Annotated in this window: 21 protein-coding genes; 9 read left to right on the top strand and 12 right to left on the bottom strand. The window is 69.5% G+C overall.

All coding sequences use genetic code 11. From position 1 onward, the window contains the following. Positions 1-259 precede the first annotated feature (259 nt). Positions 260-2,116 (top strand): LCP family protein, encoded by a 1,857-nt coding sequence (locus tag ABD893_RS15535; RefSeq protein ID WP_345082374.1) that lies wholly within the window; start codon positions 260-262, stop codon positions 2,114-2,116. 83 nt (positions 2,117-2,199) lie between these two features. Here ABD893_RS15535 and ABD893_RS15530 read toward each other — a convergent pair whose 3' ends face one another. Further along, complete coding sequence (locus ABD893_RS15530; protein ID WP_345082372.1) at positions 2,200-3,627, bottom strand: mycothione reductase; 1,428 nt, start codon at positions 3,625-3,627, stop codon at positions 2,200-2,202. Positions 3,628-3,720: 93 nt separating this feature from the next. Between ABD893_RS15530 and ABD893_RS15525 the strand changes: the two genes are divergently transcribed. The 3 genes from ABD893_RS15525 (at position 3,721) to ABD893_RS15515 (ending at position 7,955) form a co-directional block, all read left to right on the top strand. Beyond that, on the top strand, positions 3,721-6,111 hold the full coding sequence (locus ABD893_RS15525) for an ATP-binding cassette domain-containing protein (RefSeq protein ID WP_345082370.1): 2,391 nt from the start codon (positions 3,721-3,723) through the stop codon (positions 6,109-6,111). Positions 6,112-6,167: 56 nt separating this feature from the next. Continuing rightward, a complete protein-coding gene (locus tag ABD893_RS15520) occupies positions 6,168-7,007 on the top strand; it encodes a putative RNA methyltransferase (RefSeq protein WP_345082367.1) in 840 nt (279 codons plus the stop codon). A 126-nt stretch (positions 7,008-7,133) separates the two neighbouring features. Next, a complete protein-coding gene (locus ABD893_RS15515) occupies positions 7,134-7,955 on the top strand; it encodes an HAD hydrolase family protein (protein ID WP_345082364.1) in 822 nt (273 codons plus the stop codon). 9 nt (positions 7,956-7,964) lie between these two features. Here the strand turns inward: ABD893_RS15515 and ABD893_RS15510 are convergent, their stop codons facing one another. The 6 genes from ABD893_RS15510 to sucC all read right to left on the bottom strand — a co-directional run bounded on the left by ABD893_RS15510 (position 7,965) and on the right by sucC (position 14,041). After that, positions 7,965-8,786, bottom strand: a complete 822-nt coding sequence (locus ABD893_RS15510) for a hypothetical protein (protein ID WP_345082361.1) — start codon at positions 8,784-8,786, stop codon at positions 7,965-7,967. A 93-nt stretch (positions 8,787-8,879) separates the two neighbouring features. Further along, positions 8,880-9,806: a C40 family peptidase gene (locus ABD893_RS15505; protein WP_345082358.1), complete on the bottom strand. Its 927-nt coding sequence runs from the start codon at positions 9,804-9,806 to the stop codon at positions 8,880-8,882. 188 nt (positions 9,807-9,994) lie between these two features. Continuing rightward, complete coding sequence (locus ABD893_RS15500) at positions 9,995-10,714, bottom strand: metal-dependent transcriptional regulator (protein WP_345082355.1); 720 nt, start codon at positions 10,712-10,714, stop codon at positions 9,995-9,997. A gap of 92 nt (positions 10,715-10,806) precedes the next feature. After that, positions 10,807-11,637 (bottom strand): CPBP family intramembrane glutamic endopeptidase, encoded by an 831-nt coding sequence (locus tag ABD893_RS15495; protein ID WP_345082352.1) that lies wholly within the window; start codon positions 11,635-11,637, stop codon positions 10,807-10,809. Positions 11,638-11,968: 331 nt separating this feature from the next. Next, the gene (gene sucD / locus ABD893_RS15490; RefSeq protein ID WP_345082349.1) at positions 11,969-12,859 is read right to left on the bottom strand and encodes a succinate--CoA ligase subunit alpha; all 891 of its coding nucleotides are present in this window, start codon (positions 12,857-12,859) and stop codon (positions 11,969-11,971) included. Positions 12,860-12,871: 12 nt separating this feature from the next. Then, positions 12,872-14,041 (bottom strand): ADP-forming succinate--CoA ligase subunit beta, encoded by a 1,170-nt coding sequence (sucC, locus tag ABD893_RS15485; RefSeq protein WP_345082346.1) that lies wholly within the window; start codon positions 14,039-14,041, stop codon positions 12,872-12,874. Between the two features lie 213 nt (positions 14,042-14,254). Here sucC and ABD893_RS15480 point away from each other — a divergent pair, with 213 nt between their 5' ends. From ABD893_RS15480 to ABD893_RS15465, 4 genes are all read left to right on the top strand, one after another. Continuing rightward, the gene (locus ABD893_RS15480) at positions 14,255-14,611 is read left to right on the top strand and encodes a hypothetical protein (protein WP_345082343.1); all 357 of its coding nucleotides are present in this window, start codon (positions 14,255-14,257) and stop codon (positions 14,609-14,611) included. A gap of 14 nt (positions 14,612-14,625) precedes the next feature. Further along, positions 14,626-15,123: a hypothetical protein gene (locus tag ABD893_RS15475; RefSeq protein ID WP_345082340.1), complete on the top strand. Its 498-nt coding sequence runs from the start codon at positions 14,626-14,628 to the stop codon at positions 15,121-15,123. A 178-nt stretch (positions 15,124-15,301) separates the two neighbouring features. Further along, on the top strand, positions 15,302-18,217 hold the full coding sequence (locus tag ABD893_RS15470) for a multicopper oxidase domain-containing protein (protein WP_345082337.1): 2,916 nt from the start codon (positions 15,302-15,304) through the stop codon (positions 18,215-18,217). Between the two features lie 28 nt (positions 18,218-18,245). After that, a complete protein-coding gene (locus tag ABD893_RS15465) occupies positions 18,246-18,662 on the top strand; it encodes a VOC family protein (protein WP_345082334.1) in 417 nt (138 codons plus the stop codon). Positions 18,663-18,687: 25 nt separating this feature from the next. Here the strand turns inward: ABD893_RS15465 and ABD893_RS15460 are convergent, their stop codons facing one another. After that, positions 18,688-21,591, bottom strand: coding sequence for a UvrD-helicase domain-containing protein (locus tag ABD893_RS15460; RefSeq protein WP_345082331.1), 2,904 nt, complete (start codon positions 21,589-21,591; stop codon positions 18,688-18,690). A gap of 121 nt (positions 21,592-21,712) precedes the next feature. Further along, positions 21,713-22,048, bottom strand: coding sequence for a hypothetical protein (locus tag ABD893_RS15455; protein WP_345082328.1), 336 nt, complete (start codon positions 22,046-22,048; stop codon positions 21,713-21,715). Between the two features lie 60 nt (positions 22,049-22,108). Between ABD893_RS15455 and ABD893_RS15450 the strand changes: the two genes are divergently transcribed. Next, complete coding sequence (locus ABD893_RS15450; protein ID WP_345082325.1) at positions 22,109-23,260, top strand: lysylphosphatidylglycerol synthase domain-containing protein; 1,152 nt, start codon at positions 22,109-22,111, stop codon at positions 23,258-23,260. Between the two features lie 47 nt (positions 23,261-23,307). Here the strand turns inward: ABD893_RS15450 and ABD893_RS15445 are convergent, their stop codons facing one another. Genes ABD893_RS15445 through ABD893_RS15435 form a run of 3 tightly spaced genes read right to left on the bottom strand, consistent with a single transcriptional unit; the run spans position 23,308 to position 25,044 of the window. Continuing rightward, on the bottom strand, positions 23,308-23,784 hold the full coding sequence (locus ABD893_RS15445; RefSeq protein WP_345082322.1) for a hypothetical protein: 477 nt from the start codon (positions 23,782-23,784) through the stop codon (positions 23,308-23,310). Positions 23,785-23,827: 43 nt separating this feature from the next. Next, a complete protein-coding gene (locus ABD893_RS15440; protein WP_345082319.1) occupies positions 23,828-24,829 on the bottom strand; it encodes an alpha/beta hydrolase in 1,002 nt (333 codons plus the stop codon). Continuing rightward, the gene (locus tag ABD893_RS15435; protein ID WP_345082316.1) at positions 24,826-25,044 is read right to left on the bottom strand and encodes a BldC family transcriptional regulator; all 219 of its coding nucleotides are present in this window, start codon (positions 25,042-25,044) and stop codon (positions 24,826-24,828) included. The genes ABD893_RS15440 and ABD893_RS15435 overlap by 4 nt, the downstream gene beginning before the upstream one ends. Positions 25,045-25,326 lie beyond the last annotated feature (282 nt).

Raw genomic sequence — 25,326 nt, 5'->3', positions numbered from 1 at the left:
CGAGCAGCCGACAGCTCAGTCCGCAGCACAGCCGGCGCCGGAGACACCCGCCCGTCCGCGAGGCCGACGCGCCGCCTTCCCGCTCGATCAGCTCGGCAGTGCCGGATCGCCTCCGTCGGCGGCGACCAACGGGACTGACGCCCCTGACGGCACTGAGAACAGCCACGCCGACGCCGAGGAGTCAGGCCACGGCCGACGGGCCACGACAGGGCCCGCCATCGAGCAGGATCTCTGGTCGACCACCACGGATGATGCCTCCGTGCAGGAGCCCACCGCTTCCGCGCCCCTGGCTCCCTCTGCCGGGGCCGAGCCGGCGGCGCGCGGGGGTGAGCCCGCCGCGACCCCGGCTGCTCCCTCCGGTGCCCGCACGGAGAATGCTCCGACAGTGGTCCCCGGCCGTGCCACGTCGCTCTCCGGTGCTTTCGCGGCGCGCTCGGATGTGCCGGCCGCACGGGACACGAAGACGTCCGCCCAGGCTGCCGACGATACCGACCATGCCGACCCTGCCGACCATGCCGAGGACCGCACGCGGGAGCCTGTCTCCGGCTCGCTGCCCCGAGTGGCGTTCTGGACCGTGCTCACCTCGCTGCTGCCCGGTGCGGGGCTGGTGACAACCCGACTTCGTCGGATAGGTCTGGTGCTGCTGGCGGTGGTGCTGCTCGCGCTGGTCACGATCGCAGCCTTCCTGCTGTTCGGCGATCCGCTGCGCAACGGGATGATGCTCGTGACCAACCGAGGGGTGCTGATCGGAGCGATGCTCGCCGCGGGCGTCGTGGGTCTGGTCTGGGCGCTCCAGATCGTGCTCGCGAACCTCGCGCACTCGACCCGGGAACGGCTCCAGGGGGCGAAGCGCTATCTCGCCCTGGCACTGGCCGCACTGATGGTCGTGGCCGTCGCGCTGCCGTTCGGCCGCGGTGTGCAGTCGCTGTGGGCGCTGCAGGGCCTGGTCGGCTCCGAGTCCGTGTTCGGCGGAGGTGGCGGCGGTGACCACCCCTTCACCTCCGGCAAGGACCCGTGGGTCAACACCGAGCGGCTGAACATCATGCTGCTCGGCCAGGACGCAGGCGCAGACCGCACCGGCACCCGTCCCGACACCATCATGGTGGCCTCCATCGATACGGCGACCGGGCAGACGGCGCTGTTCTCGATCCCCCGCAACCTCGAGAACGTCGAGTTCCCCGAGGGGACGGTGGCCGCCGAGGCGTTCCCTGACGGCTTCGACTACTTCGGCAAGAACCAGAACCTCATCAACGCTGTATGGACCTGGGCAGAGGATCGCCCTGATCTGTTCCCGAATGATCCGGAGCCGGGCCTGACCGCCACCACGTGGGCCGTCGAGGAGACCCTCGGACTCGAGATGGATTACTACGCGATGGTGAACCTCCAGGGCTTCGAGGACCTCGTGGACGCTCTGGGTGGTGTGGACCTGGTCGTCGAGCGCCGGATTCCGATCGGCGGCGGCGCCGCAAAGATCGACGGGTACATCGAGCCCGGGCAGCAGAAGCTCGACGGCTTCCATGCGCTCTGGTACGCCCGCTCCCGCGAAGGTTCCAACGACTTCAACCGCATGTGCCGCCAGCAGCGCATGGTGCGGGCAGTGACCGAGGAGGCGGACCCGACCACGCTCGCGCTGTCGATTCCGCGGTTGGTCAACGCCACCGAGGAGAACATCGTCACGGACATCCCGGTGGGCAACTTGGATGCCTTCGTGGACCTCGCGCTGCGGGTCAAGGACGGTGGCTTCACCTCCTACCCGATCACGCAGGACGTCACCTTCTCCGGCAACCCGGACTTCGAGTACCTCGAGCAGTGGGTCGATGCCTCGATCGAGGACTCGATGGCCAAGGACGCACCGGAGTCCGTGCTCGGCGAGACGGAGCCCGGCTCCACCGCACCCGCGGAGACCGGCGATGCGCCCGACGAGGGCGAGCAGACGCCCGGTCCGGATGAGAGCTCCACGAGCGCGGAGGAGACTCCGAGCGATGCACCGAGCAGCGACGCCGAGACGTCGACGCCGGAGGAGTCCGCCAGCCCTGGCGCCGGCGAGGAGAGCTCCCCGCCCCCCGAGATCGAGAAGGACCCGCTGAAGTCCTGCCTGCCCGGCTACGAGGAGTGAGCAGCTGGCACCATGGAGCGGCCCTGTTCACCCTTCGGTGAACAGGGCCGCTCGATGCGCTGAACAGGTGCAGCCGGGTGGGCTCAGTCCACCAGCTGCAACAGTGCGTTCTCGATCAGCTCGGGCATGGCCGGGTGGATCCAGTACTGGGTGGCAGCGATGTCGCGGGCGGTCTGCCCGGTGCTCATCGCCTGGATCAGCAGCTGGACGAGGGTGGTCGCTTCGGGACCGATCAGGTGCGCGCCGAGGATCTCGGTGGTCTCGGCATCGACGATGATCTTCGCGAATCCGGTGGTGTCCTCCATCGCCCAGCCATAGGCGATCGAGGCGTACTCCTGGACAGCGACCCTGATCTTCCGGCCGCTGTCCCGGGCCTGCTCCTCGTCCATCCCCACCCAGGCGACCTGCGGGTGGGTGAACACGCCGCTGGGGATCGGCATGGTGTCGCTGCGGCGCAGGTCCTCGGGGTGAAGGAGGTTGTGCCGCATGATGCGCTGCTCGTGATTGGCGACGTGCTTGAGCTGATGCGCACTGGAGAGGTCGCCGAAGGACCACAGCCCCTCGAGCACCTTCCCGCCGCCGAGAACACGCTGATGCTCGTCCACCTCGACCCGGCCGTCGGCGGCGATGTCGATGCCCGCGGCGTCGACGTCCAGCAGATCCGAGTTCGGGCGGCGACCGATCGCGACCAGCAGCTCCTCGGCCTGGATCAGCACCTCGGTGCCATCCCGCTCGCCGCGCAGCTCGATGCCGCCGGCGGTGCGACGCACCGACGTCGTGCTGAGTCCTCGCTCCAGCCGTACCCGCTCTGCGAGGATCTCGGTGAGCCGGGAGGAGACGTCGGTGTCCGCGGAGCGCAGCACCTGCTGGGAGCGGGCGATCAGCGTGACCTCCACCCCGAAGGACGCGAAGATGTGCGCCATCTCCACCGCGATCACACCTGAGCCCAGGATCGCGAGCGAGGCCGGCAGCTGGTCCAGCCGCATGATGGTGTCGGAGGTGTGGGGCTCCGCTTCGGCGAGACCCTCGATCGGCGGCAGCGTGGGACGCGATCCCGCGCCCAGCACGATGGTGTCCGCGCTGATCATCTGCTCGCTGCCGTCGTTCAGCACGACATGCAACGTCTTCGCGCCCGTGAAGCGGGCGGTCCCGCGCAGCAGGGTGAGGTTCGCATTGTCCTCGTGGTCGCGCCGGTACTCCTCCCCACCGGTGGAGATCGCATCGATGCGCCCGAAGATACGGTCGCGGATCGCGGGCCAGTCCACCTGCTGAAGCTGCTCGGTGAGCCCGAACCGGGCGGACTCGGCGGGGGTGTGGGCGAGGTTCGCGGTGTGCACGAACATCTTGGTGGGGATGCAGCCCAGATTGATGCAGGTCCCGCCGAAGACGTGGTCAGGGCCCACGCCGCGGTCGATCTGCACGATGCTGCGGCCGGCGAACTCGGGCCCGGGGAAGGAATTCGCGGAGCCGGAGCCGATCAGGGCGATGTCGTAATGCGTCAGGTCGGTCATCGCCCCAGGCTAGCCGGGGTGGCGTCCCAGGATGAAAGAATGGTGAGGGCGTGGGATCGCCCGCGCTCCGTTGCGTTCCAAGGAGCCTGCTCGATGTCTGCTGCCACCCCTCCGACCCCTTCCCATCCGGCCGATTCCCACGATCTGCTTCGCGTGCGTGGTGCCCGGGCGAACAACCTCCGCGACATCTCCCTCGACATCCCCAAGCGCCGCCTGACGGTCTTCACCGGGGTCTCCGGGTCGGGCAAGAGCTCGCTCGTGTTCGGGACCATCGCCGCCGAGTCCCAGCGGATGATCAACGAGACCTACAGCTCCTTCGTGCAGGGGTTCATGCCCCAGCTGGCGCGACCCGATGTGGACTCCCTCGAGGGGCTGACCACCGCGATCATCGTCGACCAGGAGCGGATGGGGGCGAACGTCCGGTCGACAGTCGGCACCGTCACCGATGCGAACGCCTACCTGCGCACCCTGTTCTCCAAGCTCGCCCAGCCGCACGTCGGCGGGCCCGGCGCGTATTCCTTCAATGTCCCCAGTGTGAGCGCCGCCGGGGCGATGACGGTGCAGAAGGGCGCCAAGACCATCGCCGAGAAGACCAGCTTCTCCCGGGTCGGCGGAATGTGCCCGCGCTGCGAGGGCATGGGACAGGTGACGGACCTCGATCTCACCGAGCTCTACGACGAGAACAAGTCACTTCAGGAAGGCCCGTTCCTGGTGCCCGGATACTCGGCCGGCGGCTGGTACGAGAAGCTCTTCGCCTCCTCCGGCTTCTTCCCCGCGGACACGCCGATCAAGTCCTTCACGAAACGTCAGCTCCACGACTTCCTGTACAAGGAGCCCACCAAGGTGAAGCTCGAGGGGGCGAACATGACCTATGAGGGTCTGATCCCCAAGATCCAGAAGTCGATGCTGTCCAAGGACCGCGACTCGATGCAGTCGCATGTGCGAGCCTTCGTGGATCGGGCGGTCACCTTCGTCGTCTGCCCGGGCTGCGAGGGGACCCGCCTGGCCGAGCACGCCCGCAGCTCACGGATCGACGGGCTCTCGATCGCCGAGGCGACCGCGCTGCAGATCACCGATCTCGCCGCCTGGATCTCGGCGCTGCGGGCCCGGCACACCAGTGCGGGCGTCGCCCCGCTGCTGGGGAATCTCGCGTCCCTGCTGGACGCCTTCGTGAAGATCGGCCTGGGCTATCTGTCACTGGATCGACCCTCGGGCACCCTCTCGGGAGGTGAGTCGCAGCGCACCCGGATGATCCGTCACCTCGGCTCGGCGCTCACCGACATCACCTATGTGTTCGACGAGCCGACGATCGGGCTGCACCCCCATGACATCGCGACCATGAACTCGCTGCTGGTGGATCTGCGGGACAAGGGCAACACGGTGCTGGTGGTCGAGCACAAGCCCGAAGCGATCGCGATCGCCGACCACGTCATCGATCTCGGACCCCGCGCGGGCTCAGAAGGTGGAGTCGTGCAGTACGAAGGGGATCTGGCCGGGCTGCGCGCCTCGGGGACCCTGACCGGCACGCACCTGGACCGGAGGGTCTCGCTCAAGGACGCGGTGCGCGCTCCCTCCGGACACCTCGAGATCCGCGGCGCGGATCAGCACAACCTGCGCTCCGTGGACGTGGACATCCCGCTGGGGGTGCTCACCGTGATCACCGGGGTCGCCGGCTCCGGAAAGAGCTCCCTGGTGCACGGCTCACTGCCGAAGGACGCCGGCGTGATCGTGGTGGACCAGACGGCGATCCGCGGCTCCCGGCGCTCGAACCCTGCGACCTACACCGGGCTGTTGGAACCGATCCGGAAGGCGTTCGCGAAGGCGAACGGGGTGAAGCCCGCCCTGTTCTCGAACAACTCTGAGGGCGCCTGCCCCGTCTGCAAGGGCGCCGGGGTGATCTACACCGAGCTCGGCTTCATGGAGACCGTCGCCACCCCCTGCGAGGAGTGCGAGGGCAGGCGCTTCCGCAGCGACGTGCTCGACTACCGCTTCGGAGGCAAGGACATCGCTGAGGTGCTCGCGCTCTCCGTCGCCCAGGCCCGGGCGCTGTTCTCCGCTGCGGAGACGAAGGTGCCGGCGGCCGCGAAGCTGCTGGGGCACCTGGACGATGTCGGGCTCGGCTATCTCACCATCGGCCAGCCGCTGACGACGCTGTCCGGCGGTGAGCGCCAGCGCCTGAAGCTCGCCACCCACATGGGCGAGGCGGGAGGGATCTATGTGCTCGACGAACCGACCACCGGCCTGCACCTGGCCGATGTCGACCAGCTGCTCACCCTGCTGGACAGCCTGGTGGACTCCGGGAAGACCGTGATCGTCATCGAGCATCACCAGGCGGTGATGGCCCACGCCGATCACCTCATCGATCTGGGGCCCGGAGCCGGGCAGGAGGGTGGCCGGATCGTCTTCGAAGGCTCCCCCGCCGCTCTGGTCGCGGACGCCACGACTCTCACCGGGAAGCATCTGAAGCTGTACGTCGGCGCCTGAGTGGGGGCGCCGCACCAGGACGTCGAGACATCCCCGCCCGACGTACCCTGGTGGTCGTGTCCCACCCCGCCCCCGCGCCCCTCAGCTCCTGGCTCGAGCGTCTGGCCTGCCCGCGCTGCCACCGGCCGCTGGAGCTCGTGGAGCGCTCACTGCGCTGCGCCGAGCGTCATTCCTTCGACATCGCCCGGGCCGGCTACGTCTCGTTGCTCACCGGGGCACCTGCCACCAGCGGCGATGACGACGATATGGCACGCGCACGGGACAGCTTCCTGGCCACGGGCGCTTACGCCCCGCTGCGAGACGCCATCGCGGAGCTCGCGCCGCGCTCCGCCCGCAGGATCCTCGACATCGGCGGCGGCACCGGTTACTACCTGGCAGGGCTGCTCGACCAGCTTCCTGCCGCGCAGGGGCTGGGCGTGGACACCTCGGTGCGGGCGCTGCGCTTCGCCGCCCGTGCTCATCCGCGCGCCGCGGCGGCGAGCTGGGACGTGTTCACCCGCTTCCCCCTGCGGGATGCCGCCGCGGATCTGGTGCTCGATGTGTTCGCTCCCCGCAACCCGGAGCAGTTCGCACGGGTGCTGGAGCCCGGCGGCCATCTCCTGGTGGTGCGACCCGACGCCGATCATCTCTCCCAGCTGCGTGCGCAGGTCCCGGGCATGGTCGGCGTGGACCCACGCAAGGAGGAGCGGCTGCATGCGGCGCTGGATCCGCTGTTCACCACCGTCCGGACGGTCCCCGTGCGCTTCGAGATCTCCCTCGACGCCGCCAAGGCCCAGGACCTGGTGGCCATGACGCCGAGCGCACGCCACGTGAGCGAGGACCAGCTCCGCCAGCTGCTGACCGGCACCCGCGAGGTCACCGTCTCGGTGCGGGCGAGCCTCCACCGTCGGCGCTGAGACCTCGCCGGCGCCCGCCGAGAGTCCTCCCTCACCCGGTGTGACGCCGCGAACCCGGTGGCCACCGCACCGACCGTGCTCACCTAGGCTGGGTGATTCGAGTCCATCTGGGAACAAGGAGCGTCCGTGGCAGACCGCCGCTGCGTATTCATCGATTTCGACGGCACCTTCGCGCATCGCGGGGTGGCCCCGCGGGCACACGCGGACGCTGTGCGGCAGGCCCGCGCGAACGGGCACGTGATGCTGCTGAGCACCGGCCGGCCCCGCTCCATCGTCGCCGACGAGGTCGCTGCACTCTTCGACGGCGTGGTCGCCTCCGCAGGCGGCTGGATCAGCATCGGCGATCAGCTGCTGCGCGATCACCGCTTCCCCGGGGCGCTGGGTCGGCGTGCGGTCGAGGTGCTGCAGCGCCACGACATCCCCTTCACCCTGGAGACCCCGGAGGCGCTGCTGTGCACACCGCGCTCCGCCCGCGAGCTGCGCGCCCGGGTGCGCCCGCCGTTGCCGGAGGGCGGCGTGGGCAACGGCCTGCAGGACCTGATCGACGCGATCCTCATGCCCGAGGACCCGGCCTCCGCCTCCTTCGCCAAGATCTCCGTCTGGGGGTCGCCGGTGAGGATCCAGCAGCTGGCGGCGGAGATCGGGCCCGAGGTGGGTGCCCTGCCCAACTCGATGACCGCGGACATCAGCTCCGGGGAGCTGCACCTGGTCTCGATCGACAAGGCCGACGGGGTGCAGATCGTCGCCGAACATCTGGGGATGGATCTCGCCTCGACCGTCGGGATCGGTGACGGGATGAATGATCTGGGCATGCTGCGGGCGGCCGGGACCGCGATCGCGATCGAGGGCGCTCCCGCACCAGTTCTGGAGGCCGCCGGAGGCCTCACGGTGCCGGGACCGCAGGAGCTCGGCATCATCACCGCCTTCGAGCGCCTCGGGATGCTCTGAGCCGAGCGGTCAGCCGCGTCGGCGCAGCCCCACCAGCACCAGCCCGACCGCGGTCAGCAGGGCGCCGGCCCCGAGCATGATCACTCCCTGCGGCATCATCGCCGTCTGGAAGTGCCCCTCGAAGACCTGCACGATCGGGCCGAGGAACGCAGCCTGATCGATCGAGTCGGGCACCACCGTCTGCACCTGCTCGCCGATCCACCAGACTCCCGCCCCCGCCAGGATCCCGCCGAGACCGGCCATGATCAGCATCGCGCGCCGGTGGGAGGCGACCAGCAGAGCCAGCGCGAGCAGCACGAGCGCCGCCGGACCGGTCCAGTGCGCCCACGGGGTCACGGCGGAGACTCGGGTCAGGAGCGGGACGTCGGGGATGCTGGCCAGGGTGATCGTCGCGTCCTGCGGGCGCGGGATCTCGATCGGCAGCTTCTCCTCGACCGGTGTGAGGATCCGGTCGATCACCGGGCCGAGGTCGACGTCCAGATCTGAGGCTCCCGGGGAGAAGAGCGCCCCGTGCAGCTCAGCCATGGTGGCCTCCCACAGCGTGGCGTACACACCGGTTCCGGTCAGCGTCGCCGCCTGCTCCTCGGCCAGCGGCGTGAGGCGCTCCTCGATCCAGCCCGGGATCCGCTCGTCGCCCAGCAGCGTCTCGACGGCGCTGTCGCTCATGGTGCGCTGGAAGTCGGGATCCTCGGCCAGGGGTTCGGTGATGGCGAGGAAGCCTTCACGCTCGACCACGTGCTGGTGGAGCCAGGTGGTCGGCGCCCAGAGTGCACCGAGCACGACGGCGAGGAGCAGCAGGACGACGGAGACGAGATCACGGGCGAAGGACACGTGCACACGGTACCGGTACCGGACACCGGCACCTGGAAGAACGACAGCGGCCCCGCACCACGAGGTGGTGCGGGGCCGCTGCAGCAGGGACGATCAGCCGACGCGGATGAAGGTCCAGCTGCCGGAGTAGATGTTGCGCTCGGAGGTGTCCACGCGGCTGTTGCCTGCGTCGACGAACTGGTTGCCGCCGGCGTAGATGCCGATGTGACCGGGCTTGTAGACCAGGTCGCCGGGGCGTGCCTCGGAGCGGGAGATGACTGTGCCGGCAGCAGCCTGGTCGCCGGCGCCGCGCGGCAGGTTGACGCCGTGCTGCGCGTAGACCCACTGGACGAAGCCTGAGCAGTCCCAGCCGGAGGTGGAGGTGCCGCCGTAGACGTAGGGGGTGCCGATGCCGGAGCGTGCAGTGGCCAGGACAGAGCCGCCCTTGGCTGCGGAGGGAGCCGGAGCGGACTTCTCCTTGGGCTTGTCCTGCGTGGAGGAGGACTCCGAGGAACGCGACTCGGACGAGCTCGACGAGGAGGAGCTGGACTCTTCCTGCTCGGAGCTGCCATCACGGCTGGAGCGCTCCTCGGAACGGGAGGCGCTGTCGTCTCCGCGACTGTCGGTGCTCTCGCTGGAGGAGTCATCCTGAGCGGTGGACTGCTCCTGCTCAGCGGCTTCCTGCTCAGCGGCTTCACGCTCGGAAGCTTCACGCTCGGCGGCTTCTGCCGCGGCGATCTCCTCTTCGGTGGGGCCCACCTCGATGGAGATGACACCGGCGACCGGGGCGAGCGCGGGCTCGGCCTCGACGGCTGCGACCTCGACGGCCGGGATGCCCACGGGGGCGATGGCGGAGCTCAGCAGCACGGGGGAAGCATCTGCCTGGGGAGCTTCGGCCTGCGGATCAGCGGTCGCGGCGGCCGCACCTCCGAACAGCATGGCGGCGGCCATGGCTGCACCGGCACCGGCGCGTCCCGCCCTGGAGACGGGGGTCACCGTGCGCATGGCGCGGCGGTGAGTGTTGTTCGCAGTCTTCGACACGTAGTGGCTCCCAGCCCCGGGCAAGACCCTCGCGCAGCTCCGACGTCCCGCTTCCCGTTCCGGTGCGCGTGGGGCTTCCGGGGGGAGTGCCGAGGACCTTGTCGCCTTGGCACGCCCTCGAGACTAGGTGCCAGACCCCGTCCGCGTCAGGATGACAGGAAGCTTCTGGGGAGAGCTTGACGGAGCCTTTACCCGGCGGCCTGCGTCGTCACGTGGAGCTGGTCGGCGATGACATCACCCACAGCCACCTCGCCCCCCTCCGGCCCCCGGAGCACGAAGCTTCCCGCCACCCTCTCCACTGCCATCTCAGCCCCGGGAAGAATGCCGTGACGTGCGAGTTCTCCGAGCAGAGCCACATCGCTCTGGGCCCGCTCGCCGATGCGCTCCAGACGCACCTGGCGGGTCTCACCATCGGTGACCGCCTCGCTGAGCTCGCGGCTGGGGTTGGAGGGGTCTTTACCTGCCGACGTGGTCTGGGTCTCGTCGATCCCGAGGGCGGCGAGGCCCGGGATCGGGTTTCCGTAGGGGTCCACATAGGGCGGCGTCATCTGCTGTGCGAGCCGCTTCTCGACCTCGAGGCTCATCACGTGCTCCCACCGGCAGGCCTCCTCATGGACGTGGGCGTAGTCCAGCCCGATCACATCCAGCAGGTGCCGCTCGGCGAGGCGGTGCTTGCGCATCACGTCGGTGGCGACCGAGTTCCCCTCGTCGGTCAGCCGGATCCGTCGCTGATCATCGAGGTGGAGCAGCCCGTCCCGCTCCATCCGGGCGACGGTCTGGGAGACCGTGGGGCCGGAGTGGCCGAGGCGCTCGGCGATGCGGGCCCGCATCGGGGCGATGCCGGCCTCGTGGAGCTCGAACACCGTCTTCAGGTACATCTCTGTGGTGTCGATGAGATCTCCGGACACGGGCCCTCCTCAGTAGCTGCACGACTGGCTCGCGCCAGCTTAGTCGGCATCCCGACCGGTCAAGAGCGGTTTCGCCAGCGGCGTCGGCGAGCTCAGTGCGAGAACCCCACCAGGTGGAGCAGCACCGCGAAGCCGTTGAGGAGCACATGAGCGAGCACACAGGGCCACAGCCGCCGCCAACGGTTCCAGATCACACCGAGCGCGATCCCGGTGGTCCCCTGCAGCGCGATCACCTGTGCGGCCGTGGCCCACAGCGGCCCCTCGCCATGGGAGAAGACGTGCAACAGACCGAACAGCAGCGACGCCGTCAGGATTCCAGACCAGGGGCCGACCAGAGCCTCCAGTCGGGTCTGCAGCAGCCTTCGGAAGAGGACCTCCTCCCCGAGCCCCGCAGTGATCGCCGTCGCGGTCGCCGCGATGATCAGCATCGGCAGCGGTGGCCAGGAGCTGGGCATGCCTGGGGAGAAGGGTCCGACGCTCGAGAGCAGCCCGAGCACGACCGCCGGGACGGCCAGCAGCCACGGCGAGACCTGCGGGCGCGGGAACTCCACGCTGGAGCCGTGACGTCTCCTCCGCGCGCCGAGCACGAGCATCGGGATCACGAGGAATATCGCGAACTTGAGCAGCACATAGTCCTCGGGCAGCGGGAGCACCGGCACCAGCAGGACGAAGCTGAGAGCCAGCGCGATCAGTCCGCTGGACTCCGTCGTGGCACATCGGCGGCTGCGGGCGATGACCGCACCTGTTCCCCGGCCCGTCGGCAGCACCAGCGTGAGCGCGACCGTGAGCACGGCGGGGACCAGCAGCAGCGGGAGTGCGATCGGTGCGTAGCCGGGATCTGCGGAGACCACGATCCCCTGGGGGCTGCGGAGCGCTGTCACGACGATGGCCGTGAGAAAGATTCCGCTCAGCACCGCGACCACCGCCGGATGGTCGCGGCGGGCCCGGGAGGCGGGAGGAGTCGTCCGGGATGTCGTCGGCGCCGCTGACGGTGCCGGAGGCGACGCCGGAGCCGGCACCGGGACCGGAGGCGACGCCGGAGCCGGGGCCGGAAGCTCTGCACTCATGGAGACATCATTGCTGTGTCCCTCGAGACTGCGCCTCCGCCGGAGGGAGGAGATCCTGCCGTGCCTGGCCCTGGCCTCGCCGCCAGCGAACGGGCCCGGACGCACAGCGCCCCGGATCCGCAAGGGATCCGGGGCGCTGTGCTCGCGGCGGGTCGGCCTCAGCCGTCCATGCCGCGCGGGCCGACTCTCAGGCCAAGCCCTTGATGATCTCGCGCATCAGGTCGGCGGTCTCGGTGGGGGTCTTGCCCACCTTGACGCCAGCGGCCTCGAGGGCCTCCTTCTTGGCCTGCGCGGTGCCGGCGGAGCCCGAGACGATGGCGCCGGCGTGGCCCATGGTCTTGCCCTCCGGGGCGGTGAAGCCCGCGACATAGCCGACGACCGGCTTGGTCACGTGCGCCTTGATGTACTCAGCCGCCCGCTCCTCGGCGTCGCCGCCGATCTCACCGATCATCACGATGCCGGCGGTCTCGGGGTCGTTCTCGAACGCCTCGAGGGCGTCGATGTGGGTGGTGCCGATGACCGGGTCGCCGCCGATGCCGATGGCGGTCGTGAAGCCGATATCTGCCAGCTCGTACATCATCTGGTAGGTCAGGGTGCCGGACTTGGAGACCAGGCCCAGCTTGCCCGCGCCGGTGATGTTCGAGGGGGTGATGCCCGCGTTGGACTTGCCGGGGCTGATCAGTCCCGGGCAGTTGGGCCCGATGATGCGGGTCGAGCCCTTCTCCTGCGAGTAGTTGAAGAACTCGGCGGCGTCCTTGACCGGGATGCCCTCGGTGATGATCACCAGCAGCTCGATCGCGGCATCGATAGCCTCGATCGCGGCGCTCTTGGCGAACTTCGGCGGCACGAAGACCACCGAGACGTTCGCGCCGGTGGCCTCCATCGCCTCGGCGACGGTCCCGAAGACGGGCACCTCGGCACCGCCTTCGAAGGTCACGGACTGGCCGGCCTTGCGGGGGTTCACGCCACCGACGATGGCCGTGCCGGAGTCGAGCATGCGCTGGGAGTGCTTCATGCCCTCCGAGCCCGTCATGCCCTGGACGATGACCTTGCTGTTCTCATCGAGAAAGATAGACATGTCGGGTGCTGCTCACTTTCCTGCGGCGGCGAGCTCGGCAACCTTCGCGGCGCCGCCGTCCATGGTGTCGGCCTGGGTGACGAGGGGGTGGGCGAAGTCGGCGAGGATCTGGCGACCCTCCTCGACGTTGTTGCCGTCGAGGCGCACGACGAGCGGCTTGGTGGCCGCGTCGCCGAGCTTCTTGAGAGCGCCGACGATGCCGTTGGCGACCGCATCGCAGGCGGTGATGCCGCCGAAGACGTTGACGAACACGGCGGAGACCTGCTCGTCGCCGAGGATCACGTCGAGGCCGTTGGTCATCACCTCGGCGGAGGCGCCGCCGCCGATGTCCAGGAAGTTCGCGGGCTTCACGCCGTGGGACTCACCGGCGTAGGCGACCACGTCGAGGGTGGACATGACCAGACCCGCGCCGTTGCCGATGATGCCGACCTCGCCGTCGAGCTTGACGTAGTTGAGATCCAGGGCCTTGGCCTTGGTCTCCAGCGGATCCTCGGAGGTGACGTCGACGAGTGCGGCGTGGTCCTCGTGGCGGAACTCGGCGTTGTCGTCGAGGGTGATCTTGCCGTCCAGGGCGACGATGTCACCGGCACCGGTCTTCACCAGCGGGTTCACCTCGACCAGGGTGGCGTCCTCGTTCTTGTAGACGTCCCAGAGCTTCTCCAGCACGGGGGCGACCTTCGCGCCGGTCTCGGCGTCGAACTTCGCCGCCTCGACGATCTCCTTCGCCTTGGCGGCATCGATCCCGACGTTGGGGTCGACGGCCACGCGGGCGAGAGCCTCGGGGCGCTCGACGGCGAGCTGCTCGATCTCCATGCCGCCCTCGACCGAGCACATGGCCAGGTAGTTGCGGTTCGCCCGGTCCAGCAGCAGCGAGAAGTAGTACTCCTCGGCGATGTCGGCTCCGGCCGCGATCATGACGCGGTGCACGGTGTGGCCCTTGATGTCCATACCGAGGATCTCGGAGGCCTGCTGCTCCGCCTCCTCGGGGGACTTGGCGATCTTGACTCCGCCAGCCTTGCCGCGACCACCGGTCTTCACCTGGGCCTTGACGACGACGACTGGGGTGCCGAGCTTCTCTGCGCCGGCCTTGGCGGCCGCCGGATCCTCCGCGACAACTCCTCCGAGCACGGGCACGCCGTGCTTCTCGAAGAGATCGCGGGCCTGGTATTCATACAGGTCCACGGGGTGGGTTTCCTCTCGATGTCGGCAGTGGGCGGCCGGCCGCACTGGCCTCGATGCCACCCCTGGGAACACTTCCAGGGTATCGCTTCCCGGACGCCGATCGCACCATCGACAGCGGTGTGCGCGGCGTCTCACGCGGGCGGTCATCGCCGGGCAGCGATCGCCCGCGATCGTCCTGGGTGCGCGCCCAGCTGGCGCGACTACGATGAGGAGATGAATCGACGACCCCGCGGCCTGTTCCCGCGAGTACGGGAGCACATCGGCTTCAGCGTGATCGCGATCGGCGTGCTGTTCATCGTGCTGCGGCTGGTCGGGGTGCGCTCCACCTTCGCGGGCTTCGTCCTGTCGGTGACCATCACCCTGGCACTGAACGTGGGCCTGTCCTATTACCACGACTACCGCGCGAAGCACCCCCGGCCGCAGCGGGAGAGTCGCGGTGGCGGAGATATCCGCTTCCGCGAGGAGGATGACCTCCGCTTCCGCGAGGACGACGTCCGGGATCAGCGCCGCATGGACCCTCGCGACCGGGACCACCTCCCGTCGCGCGAGCGTCGCGACGAGAACCGCTGAGAGGAAGAGCCGCCATGGCCGACTGGAAGACCTACGCGAAAGCCGCTCGCAACACGGCGCGCAAGCAGGCTCCGGAGGCGCGCGACGCCGCCCGGCGTGCCTCCGACCGGGCGGGCGGGTACGTCCGCGCCGCAGGAAAGTCGATCGACGAGGGACGGGACGAAGGTCGCCAGGAGCGCTCCGCGCCGCAGACCGCGACCTCCGAACGGCCACGGGTCGACGGCGACAAGCTCCGCCGGGACGCCGCCGCGTACTACACGGTGGCCAACCGCCGGGTGACGGCAGCGAACATCGGCCCCCGGATCCTGCGGGCCCTGCGCGATGCCCTGTTGATCGGGATGTCCCTCTTCATCATCTGGGGAGTGCTCGCGGCGGCGGGGATCCCGATCCCGTTCACCACGGTGCTGATCATCGTCGGGGTGATCGTCGTGGTCAGCTTCGTCGGCGGCGTCTATGCGCAGTGGAAGCGGGCCCAGGAGGCACGGCAGCCTGCTTCCGAGCCCCGGGCCTGACGAGCCGCTCCCCCGCTCCCGGGAACGAGCTCCTCGCGCCTGAGATCCCCATCTCCGTGCACCACCAGGACCTTCGCCGCCTCTGCTGAGCGCGCCGCAGATCTACTCTGGACAGGTCCCTGCCCTCGGCCCGACCGGATGCGCGCCATCCTGGCCGGAGCCTGCTCCTGAGGTGGTCATGCCTGAGCCGTCCCTCCCCCGTGCTGCTGCTCCGCTCGGTGGCCGTCCCCGTCCCGGAGTCTCGACGGGCCGCGGCTCCTGGCATCGCCGTGCGTCTCGACCCGTGTCGCTGTGGATGGTGGCTCTGGTCGTCGTGGTGCTGACCCACCAGTGGATCCCGCAGTCGCGCTGGCTGCTGGTGCACATGGTGACGCTCGGGCTGATCACGACCTCGATCATGGTGTGGGGGCAGCACTTCACCGAGGCGCTGCTGAAGACCCGCCTGGGTGAGGAGTCCCGTCCTCGGCAGCTGCACCGCCTCCGGCTGCTCAGCGCCGGGGTGCTGGTGACGATTCTCGGCATGCTGCCGGCCTGGCCCTGGGTGGTGGTGCTCGGGGCGCTGATGGTGTCCGCTGCGCTGCTCTGGTACGCCGCGGCGCTCGGTGCACAGATCCGAGCGGCCCTGGCACCTCGTTTCGAGTTCACGGTCAAGGCGTATCTCGGCGCGGCCTGCCTGATCCCGGTCGGGGCGACGCTCGGCGCGGTGATGGCCTTCAGCCCGGGAGAGCCGTGGCAGGGACGTCTGCTGCTCGCCCATCAGCTGGTGAACATCCTGGGTTTCGTGGGGATCACGGTCACCGCCACCCTGCTGACGCTGTGGCCCACGGTGCTGCGCACCCGGATCGAGCTGGCCGCCGCGCGGCGTTCAACGGGCGGGCTGCTGGGCATGCTGCTCTCGGTGATCGGCGCGACCACAGGGGCTCTGCTGGGCTCGACGCTGCTGGGCTGCGCCTTCCTGCTGGCCTATCTGGGGTCCTTCGCCTGGGTCGCCGTGACCCTGGTGCAGGTGACGCTGCGTGCCGCTCGTCAGGAGCGCACGGTGCCGCTGCCGCTGTTCCCGGTGCTGTCGATCGGCGCCGGGGTGACCTGGTTCGCGATGACCGTGGTGGGGCTGCTGGTGATGTGGTGGCGATCAGCCGACGCGCAGCTCGCCAGCTCGCTGGTCGCCGCCGACATCCAGCAGCTGACCGTGCCCTTCGTCGCCGGGTTCCTGCTGCAGGTGCTGCTGGGGGCGATGAGCTATCTGCTGCCGGTGACGATGCGCGGCGGCCCCCGTTCCACGAAGGCCGCGCTCGAGGTGATGAGCCGTTTCGCGGTGCTGCGCACCGTCACCTACAACCTCGTGGTGGCGCTGTTCGTGCTGTCCGGGATCAGGACCGCCACCTCCGGGGCGATGTTCGCCGCGCTCACGCTGGGAACCGCAGACGTCGCAGACTTCGGGTCGTGGTCTCGGGTGGCACTCTCGCTGCTGGGCTTCGCAGTGCTGTTCACCTTTCTGGTGCTGATGGGACTGGCCATCCGGGCGAGCGTGCGGAACCGCGGCGTCGGCCTGCCGATGCCGGGCCGCGCCCCCGACTCGTCGTCAGGGGCCAGAGCCGCGCCGGCTGCACCAGCCTCCGCCGCCGCCGGATCATCCTCTCTGCCGACTCCCACTCGCGCAGCGGCTTCCACGTCGCCTCGTGCGGAGACCATGGGCCGCCGGGCGCTGACCGGAGCGCTGCTGGGGATCGGGTCGGTGCTGGGCGTGACAGCGCTGGGCACCTCGCTGGATCGTGCGCACGGTTCGCTCCCCGACCATGGGGCGCTGCGCGGCGCCGGTGCAGGCGCGGTCGCCGCCACCGGGGCGACCACCACGATCGCGGTGAGCATGGCGGAGATGCGCTTCTCCCCCTCCCTGCTCGAGGTGCCCGCCGGGGACGCGCTGGTGATCGAGCTGAGCAATGAGGACCCCTATGACGTCCACGACCTCGTGCTCGCCAGCGGAATCTCCTCCGGCCGGCTGCAGCCCGGGGAGAGCACCACGGTGGATGCCGGGATGGTCGGCCACGATCTGGACGGCTGGTGCTCGATCGTCGGTCACCGCGCGATGGGGATGACGCTCCGCGTCACCGCTGTCGGCGCCGGTGCCGCACCGGGAGCCGAGCACCCTGCTGCTGGTGCGACCGGGCAGGAGCTGACTCGGATCCCCCTGGATCTGCAGGCCGCCCCGGGCGCCGGCTACGAACCTCGCCCTGCACTCCTGCCGCCGAGCGTCGGACCGGAGCAGCGCCTCACCCTCGAGGTCACCGATGTCGAGGCCGAGATCGCTCCCGGGGTGCGGATGGATGCGATGACCTTCGGCGGCACAGTGGTCGGCCCGGTGCTGCGCTCCGAGCTCGGTGCGCAGCTCACCGTCGACCTGGTGAACCACGGATCGATGGGGCACTCGCTGGACCTGCATGCCGGTCGCATCTCCCCCGACCAGGCGATGCGCACCATCCCGCCCGGTGAAAGCCTCGAATACTCGATCACCACCGACCATGCCGGGATCTGGCTCTACCACTGCTCGACCATGCCGATGAGCGTGCACCTGGCCGCCGGGATGGTGGGCGCGCTGATCGTCCCACCGGCTGTCCTGGCGGAGGTGGACCGCGAGTATGTGCTGGTCCAGTCCGAGCACTACCTGGTGCCCGAGGGCGCTGCCGGATATGACGCCGCGATGCACACCGGAGCCCACCCCGTCAGCCCCGCGAAGATCGCGGCCGAGCAGCCCGACGTCACCGTGTTCAACGGCCACGCCAACCAGTACGTCCACGCCCCGCTCGAGGCACGGGTCGGCGAGCGGGTGCGGCTGTGGGTGCTCGCCGCCGGACCCTCTCGAGGGATCTCCTTCCATGTGGTCGGCGGTGTGTTCGACACCGTCTTCAAGGAGGGCGAGTACCTGTTGCGCCCGGACAATGAGAACCGTGGCGGGGCCCAGGCGCTGGATCTCGCGGCGGCGCAGGGCGGGTTCGTCGAGCTGGTCTTCGACGAGCCGGGCACCTATACCGCGGTGAACCACTCCTTCGTGGAGATGGAACGCGGGGCACGGGCGCTGATCACGGTGACCGCCTGAGCCGCTGCAGCACGAGTACCGTCACTCCATGACCTCACCGCCACCCCGTTCAGGCCTCCACCACCTCGAGCTGTGGACCGCCGACCTCTCGGTCACCGAACCTGCCTGGCACTGGCTGATGACGACTCTCGGCTGGATCGCCGAGCGGGTGGAGGGCTGGGATCTGGGCCGCATCTGGCGCTGCGGCGACGGCAGCTACCTGGTGCTCGAGCAATCGTCGGACGTGCTCGGCACCCGCTCGGAGCGTCGGGCCCCTGGCATGAACCACCTCGCCCTGTGGGTCAGCGACCGCTCCGTCCTCGAGACGGTCCGGAGCGCCGCCTCGGAGCACGGCTGGCGCGAGCTGTTCAGCGAGCAGTACCCGCACGCCGGCGGCCCCGACCACACGGCCTGGTATGGCGAGGACCCCGAGGGCATCGAGGTGGAGCTGGTCCTCGCTCCCTGACCCCGGCCCCGCAGACCGGGTGCGCTCAGAGCTTGGTGATCGCGGCGTACCGCAGCACCAGGCGTTTGGTGCCGTGCGGCGGCTTGAACTGCACCTCGATCTGGGTCTTGTCCCCCTGCCCGGCGACCTCGGTGACCGTCCCCATCCCGAAGGAGTCATGGGTGATCCGATCCCCGGCCACGAGCTGCGGCAGCTTCTCCGCCGGGGTGGCGGTACGGCCCGATCCGAGGCTGGGCCGCTTGATGTCGCTTCGCCCGCCGCCGATGCCACCGCTGAAGGAGGGACCTCGCTGGGAGTCGCTCCTGCGGCTTCCGCCGTATCCGCCCGAACCACCCGAGCCGCTGTAGCTCCCACCGAATCCGGCGCCGCTGAGCGTGGACCCGGCGCGGGCGACGTCGAGCACCTCCTCGGGGACCTCGTCGAGGAAGCGGCTGGCCGGCATGAACTGCGACTGCCCCCAGGTGGAGCGCATCTGCGCGCGCGTCAGATAGAGCTTCTCGCGGGCGCGGGTGATGCCCACATAGGCCAGGCGCCGTTCCTCCTCGAGCTCCTCCGGGTCACCGAGAGTGCGGTTGTGGGGGAAGGTGCCGTCCTCCATCCCGGTGAGGAAGACGACCGGGAACTCGAGTCCCTTCGCGGTATGGAGGGTCATGAGCGTGACGAACTGGTCCTCCTCCCCGGGGATCTGGTCCGCATCCGCGACCAGGGAGACCTTCTCCAGGAAGCGGTCCACGAGGCTCGCCTCGGGGTCATCCGGGGCGGTCAGCGCGGTGTCCGGGGCGACGTCGGCACCAGGAGCAGCTGCGGGGGCGGTCCCGCCGGTCGCGTCGTCCGAGACAGGCGCTTCGTCCGAGGCAGTCGCGTCGGCGCTGGCAGTCACCTCGGCCTCGGCAGTCGCGACCGTCGCGGGAGCCACGTCGGCGGCTGCCGGAGCGACTCCGACCTCGGCCATCTCCTCCTCATACTCGCTGGCCACCGCGTCGGCTTCCTCGGTCTGCGCCTCGAATTCGGCGGCGACGCTGATCAGCTCGGCGAGGTTCTCCAGGCGGGACTCGTCCTGCGGGTCATCGCTGCTCTGCAGCTCGGCGTCATAGCCCGAGCGCTGCAGGATCGCCTCGAGCAGCGCAGCGGGGCCTTCCCCGGCCTCAGCCATCTCCTGCAGGCCCTCCAGCATCGCCACGAAGACCCGCACCGCGTTCAGCGAGCGGGTAGCGATGCCGGGCGCCTCCTCGGCGCGCCGCAGCGCCTCTCCGAATCCGATCCGGTCCCGCTCGGCGAGCATCGCGATCGCCGCTTCCGCGCGGTCGCCGATCCCACGCTTGGGAACGTTGAGGATGCGGCGCAGGTTGATCTCGTCGGCCGGGTTGGCGAGCACCCGCAGGTAGGCGATCGCGTCCTTGATCTCACGGCGCTCGTAGAAGCGCGTGCCGCCGACCACCTTGTACGGAAGGCCGACCCGGATCAGCTGGTCCTCGAGCGCGCGGGACTGGGCGTTGGCGCGGTAGAAGATCGCGATCTCCCCGGCGCGGCGGCCGTCATCCACCAGGGCATCGATCTGGCGGCCGATGTACCGGGCCTCTTCGCGCTCATCATCGGCGACGTAGAGGGTGATCTTCTCGCCCTGGCCCTGATCGGTCCACAGGTTCTTCTTGCGCCGCCCGGCGTTCTCCTCGATCACGGAGTTCGCCGCGGACAGGATGTTCTGGGTGGAGCGATAGTTCTGCTCGAGCACGATGGTGCGAGCGGAGGGGAAGTCCTGCTCGAACTCGACGATGTTGCGGATGGTCGCACCGCGGAAGGCGTAGATCGACTGGTCCGAGTCACCCACCACGGTGAGATCTGCGCGGGGGTCCTCCCCCACCAGCTCCCGCACCAGCTGGTACTGGGCGGTGTTGGTGTCCTGGTACTCGTCCACCAGCAGGTGCCGGAAGCGCCGGCGATAGCCCTCCCGGATCGCCGGGTTGTCCCGCAGCAGGGCCACCGTCAGCCCGATCAGGTCATCGAAGTCCACCGCATTGGCCTGGCGCAGCCGCTCGGTGTAATTCGTGAAGATCCGGGCCAGGGTCCGTTCGAAGGGGTTCTTCGCGCTCTCCGCCTGGGCGGCGAACTCCACTGGCTCGACCAGGTCGTTCTTCAGGCTCGAGATCCGCGAAGCCAGTGCCCGAGGGGCGTGCTTCTTGGTGTCCAGCTGCAGGTCCTTGGCGATCGTGGTGATCAGCCGCAGGGAGTCCGCACTGTCGTAGATGGTGAAGGAGCTCTTGAGCCCCGCCGCCTGGGCATCCCGGCGCAGGATGCGCACGCAGGCGCTGTGGAAGGTGGCCACCCACATGCTGCGGGCCACCGGGCCCACCAGCTCTGCCACGCGCTCGCGCATCTCGGCCGCGGCCTTGTTGGTGAAGGTGATCGCGAGGATCTCCCCGGGCATCGCCTCCCCGGTGCGCAGCAGATGCGCGATCCGGCGGGTGAGTACGCGGGTCTTGCCCGAGCCGGCGCCCGCGACGATCAGCAGCGGGCTGCCGCGATGCTCGACGGCTTGGTGCTGGGCCGGGTTCAGCCCGTCGACCAGCTCTGCGAGTCCCGCGGCGGTGGCGCTGGCGGGCGAGCGCCAGCTCCCGATCCCCGGCTCTCGCTCAGCCGGGTGCGGAGCCTCAGCCAGATCCGCTGGTGGCTGAGGCACGGAGCGACCCCGCGCCGGTGACGCCGCATCGAAGGAAGGCTCCTCGTCGTAGGGCGGCTCGTCCTCGTGGGGCGGCTCGTCCTCGTCATAGGGCGGCTCATCGACCATCGGGGGCCCGTCGGGCAGCGGCGGCTCCTCGGAGCGGTCGCGCTCCTCGTCGCTCCTCGTCGCAGGAGCGGCGGGGGTCACCGACACACCGTCCAGGCGGCGGAAGGCATCGGGCAGCGAGAGGTCGTCGAAGAGTGAGCTCATGAGGGTTCCAGGATAGGCACGGGGCCCGACAGCGTGTGCGCTGCCGGGCCCCGTTGTGGACTGATCGATGCTGAAGGTGAGCGCAAGCACGCCCCGACCGTGTCGTTCAGCCGGTCACCGCTCAGACGAAGACGGCGATGATCACGTTCAGGACGATCGCGGTGGGGATGCCGAACCACACTGCGGAAGAGGTCTCGGGACCCTTCTTGTTCGCGATATAGGCGAGCGCCACAGCCACCACGCCGACCACCAGCTTGATGCCGAGCTTCATGTGGTTCGGGTCGCCGGTGATCGAGACGAGGACGGCCAGGAGGAGACCGATCACCACAGCAGCTGCCGTGGCATGAGCCATGCCCTTGTTGGGCTGGCGGGTACGGGCAGCTGCCACCCAGGTGCCGAGCGCCACGGCCCAGCAGATCAGGTGCAGCACGACAAGGAGGGAGATCAGAAAGGACATGACACCATGTTAGATCCCTGCCCTGAGAGAACTCTGCTCACTGCGTGCGAGAATCACCGCATGTCAGCGGCATCACCCGGCTCGCCCGATTCTCCGGACCCCGACGTCATGCCGTTCGGAGCGCGCGGCGCGCACGGCACTGAACCCGCGCAGCTCGATCCCGACTGGCTGGCCCAGGAGCTCTCCGAATTCGATGCCGAGCGTCCACCCCGCCTCACCCCGGGCCGCCTCGTCGCGGGGTTGCTCTCCGGGGTGCTGGTGATCGCACTGCTCGCCTGGGTGCTCCCTTGGGCCACCGGTGCGAGCTGGACTGAGATCGGCTCGACCCTCTCCTCCCTGCCGCTGTGGGCGCTGCCCGCGATGGTGGTGCTCGGAGTCGGGGCGCTGGTGCTGGAATCGTTCACCGTGCGTGCCGCGCTGCCGGCCTCACGCTGGTCCCCGGCTCTGCTGGGGCATGCCGCGTCGTCAGCGACCGCCCTGGCCATTCCGGGTGGCTCCGTGCTGGGGCTGGGTCTGATGGGCTGGATCCTGCGCCGGTCCGGACTCGCTCTGCCGCTCATCTTCACCGGCATCGTCGCAGCCTCACTGGTCGAGATGGTGATCACCTCGGTGCTGATCCCGCTGCTGGGACTGGCCTCCTACGCGCTGAGCTCGCTCCTGTCACCTACCGGGATCACACTGCCCGGGGCGCTCTGGGCGGCGCTGCTCGCGCTGCTCGGCGCCGTGCTCGCCCTCGCGCTCACCGCGGTGCTGCTGCGTCGGATAGTGCTGACGAAGATCCTCACCCAGTTCGGGCAGTCGCTGCCCGAGCACATCGCGCGCGAGATCCTGACGCAGCGGGATGCCCTGGTGCAGATGCTCCGGCGTCGCCCGCTGCAGCTGGTGGCTCCCACGATCGGCGCCCGGGTGCTGCAGTGGATCGCCTTGCTGGTGGCCATCGAGGCGGTGGGTGCCGCTGTCCCGCTGGCGCTGACGGTGGCGATCTTCGCCCTGGGACGGGTGCTCTCGCTGGTGCCGCTGACTCCGGGAGGCGCCGGGGTGTCTGAGGCAGTCGGTGCCGCGGCGTTGGTGGCGCTGGGGGTGGGCGCGGCCGAGTCCGCAGCGGCGATGCTCCTGCTGCTGGTGACGATGCTGCTGGTCCCGCTGCTGTGCGGCGCGCTCGCTGCGGTGGTGGCTCTGAGCCGTGCGCCGGAGCGCCGGTCGACGCGCTGAGCCGACTGTCCGCCGCCTCGCCGGGAGCTCAGCCGGTCACCCGCGGCTCAGCCGATCTCGTCGTAGTCGGGCGTGTCGATCCCGAGGGTGTGCGAGGGGTGGGCGGGAAGGCCTCCGCCGACGCCGGGCAGCAGCGGGAAGCCACCGATGCTGGCACCGTGCTCCGTGCCGACGAAAGCGGCGACATCCTGCACGTGCCGATGGGCGTCATCGCCCCTGCCCAGGAATCCTGCCCCCGAGTAGCCGCCCAGCCTGCGCCCGCTGCTGCGTTCGCTGGCCAGTGCGGCCCCGTCCAGCTGCTTGGCGCTGGCCCGCATCCCGCTCGCGACCCGTCCCAGCTCCGGGTACTGCTCCAGGGTCCAGCGCTCGTGGACCCGCTCGCCGATCTCGCGAGACTCCTGGTCCTCGGAGAGGGTGACGTCCACGAGGGAGTTGGCCAGGCGCAGTCGCAGGATGGTGAGGCGATCGGCGGCTCGGCGCAGGGCATCGGCGTGCCCTCGCAGCCCTTGCGGGTCCGCGGTCATCGGTCAGCTCCTTCCGGAACTCGCTGGTGCGGAGGTGTCGAGGTCAAGGCACCTGCGGTGCACTCATGGTAGGGGTTTCAGTGCCGAACGTCTCCAGCCATTCGTCCAGGATCGAGACGGCCCTGGCGCGGGCATCTGCATCGGAGAGGAAGACATCATGGCGGGCACCATCGATCGCCTCGAGCCTCACCTCAGGGCCGAGACGGGCGGCGGCGCGAGCGAGTGCGCGGACGTCCAGCACCGAATCGGCGCGCCGCATCTCTTCGACGAACCGGGCACCGATCCTGCTGCGGGCGGAATGCAACACCAGCACCGGGATGTTCAGCGGGCCGGCAGCGGCGAGGCGGCGCTGGCCGTCGATGATCGCGCCGAGGGTGTTGGCCGGCAGGCTGTGCCCTCCGGGCGGCTTGAGCATCAGGTCATAGTCGTAGGGCCCGCCGAAGTCACGATGAGTGGCGCGGGCATAGTTCGAGCTCCCGGACGGGAAGAGGGGACGCTCCCGGAGCCGCTCCGCGAGCAGCTTCACCGGCGCTTCGGCGAGGGATCGGGCCACGGGTCCCAGATGCATCTCGAGCCACGGGGAGTTCAGCGCGAGGCCCGACACCGTGCGGGGATGGCGCTGCGCCCAGAGCGCCGCGGTGAGCCCACCGGTCGAGTGCGCCAGCAGCACGGGTGGCCGATGGCGACCGATGATGCGCAGCGCGGCCCCGATCTCCTCGTCATACCGGCTGAGGGAATCGACCTCGGTCGCGGTCTGGCCGGGCAGCAGGCTGCGGCCGTGCTTGCGCAGGTCCAGGCCCCAGACGTCGTGCCCCCGCCGTCCCAGGTGCTCCATCAGCTCTCGGTGGAAGATGTAGTCGGACCATCCGTGCATCAGCAGGATCGGCGGCTTCGTCGCCGCGTCGATGGCTCCGGGGTCGGTCTGTGATGGGGTGCTCGTCGCCTCACGATGGATCAGTGTGGCGATCAGAGGCCCTTCGTCATCCGCCCCGAGATCGATCGGGTGGGTGGTGTACCCCTCCCCCAGGATCGGGTCCGTGCTCACTCGTCCTTGGAGCTGTCCTGGAGCAGGTCGACGACCTCGTCGCGGCGGTAGCGGCGGTGACCGCCGAGGGTACGCATATAGGAGAGCTTTCCCGCCTGAGCCCAGCGGGTGACCGTCTTGGGGTCGACGTGGAACATCTTGGCGACCTCGGCGGGGGTCAGCAGTTCTACGGCGTCCTCATTGCCCGCGGGCTGTTGCTCCGTGGCTGCGTTCATGGGGAGTGCGACCTTTCACTGCTGGCATAGGGGAGCGGGCCATGTCCTGCGACAGCTGCGGACGCACGCTCCGATCTCCAGACTACTGGGTAAGGTCTGAAGTCAGGCAAACTTAAGCCCAGTGTCGGCCTAAGATCCAGACCGCTGTGATGACCTCTCGGTCACATCAGGGAAGACGGAAGGGATGTCCGGCACGTCTCGCGCCTCGGAGTTCGCCGGACAGCGGGACGACCATGTACCCTGGCTACACGAATCTAATGCCATCTTCCGGGTCGACAAGAG

The sequence above is a fragment of the Brachybacterium paraconglomeratum genome (assembly GCF_039541415.1).
In the GTDB taxonomy this organism is placed as follows: Bacteria; Actinomycetota; Actinomycetes; order Actinomycetales; family Dermabacteraceae; genus Brachybacterium; species Brachybacterium paraconglomeratum_A.
Note: the sequence above shows the minus strand (reverse complement) of the source record. Positions and strands in the feature narration are given on the sequence as shown.

Bases quoted from the DNA above. Each gene is read 5' to 3' on its own strand.
- ABD893_RS15530 (WP_345082372.1), bottom strand. From the start codon at position 3,627: ATGACCGACCTGACGCATTACGACATCGCCCTGATCGGCTCCGGCTCC.
- ABD893_RS15525 (WP_345082370.1), top strand. From the start codon at position 3,721: ATGTCTGCTGCCACCCCTCCGACCCCTTCCCATCCGGCCGATTCCCAC.
- sucD (WP_345082349.1), bottom strand. From the start codon at position 12,859: ATGTCTATCTTTCTCGATGAGAACAGCAAGGTCATCGTCCAGGGCATG.
- ABD893_RS15480 (WP_345082343.1), top strand. From the start codon at position 14,255: ATGAATCGACGACCCCGCGGCCTGTTCCCGCGAGTACGGGAGCACATC.
- ABD893_RS15475 (WP_345082340.1), top strand. From the start codon at position 14,626: ATGGCCGACTGGAAGACCTACGCGAAAGCCGCTCGCAACACGGCGCGC.
- ABD893_RS15470 (WP_345082337.1), top strand. From the start codon at position 15,302: ATGCCTGAGCCGTCCCTCCCCCGTGCTGCTGCTCCGCTCGGTGGCCGT.
- ABD893_RS15465 (WP_345082334.1), top strand. From the start codon at position 18,246: ATGACCTCACCGCCACCCCGTTCAGGCCTCCACCACCTCGAGCTGTGG.
- ABD893_RS15460 (WP_345082331.1), bottom strand. From the start codon at position 21,591: ATGAGCTCACTCTTCGACGACCTCTCGCTGCCCGATGCCTTCCGCCGC.
- ABD893_RS15455 (WP_345082328.1), bottom strand. From the start codon at position 22,048: ATGTCCTTTCTGATCTCCCTCCTTGTCGTGCTGCACCTGATCTGCTGG.
- ABD893_RS15450 (WP_345082325.1), top strand. From the start codon at position 22,109: ATGTCAGCGGCATCACCCGGCTCGCCCGATTCTCCGGACCCCGACGTC.
- ABD893_RS15445 (WP_345082322.1), bottom strand. From the start codon at position 23,784: ATGACCGCGGACCCGCAAGGGCTGCGAGGGCACGCCGATGCCCTGCGC.
- ABD893_RS15435 (WP_345082316.1), bottom strand. From the start codon at position 25,044: ATGAACGCAGCCACGGAGCAACAGCCCGCGGGCAATGAGGACGCCGTA.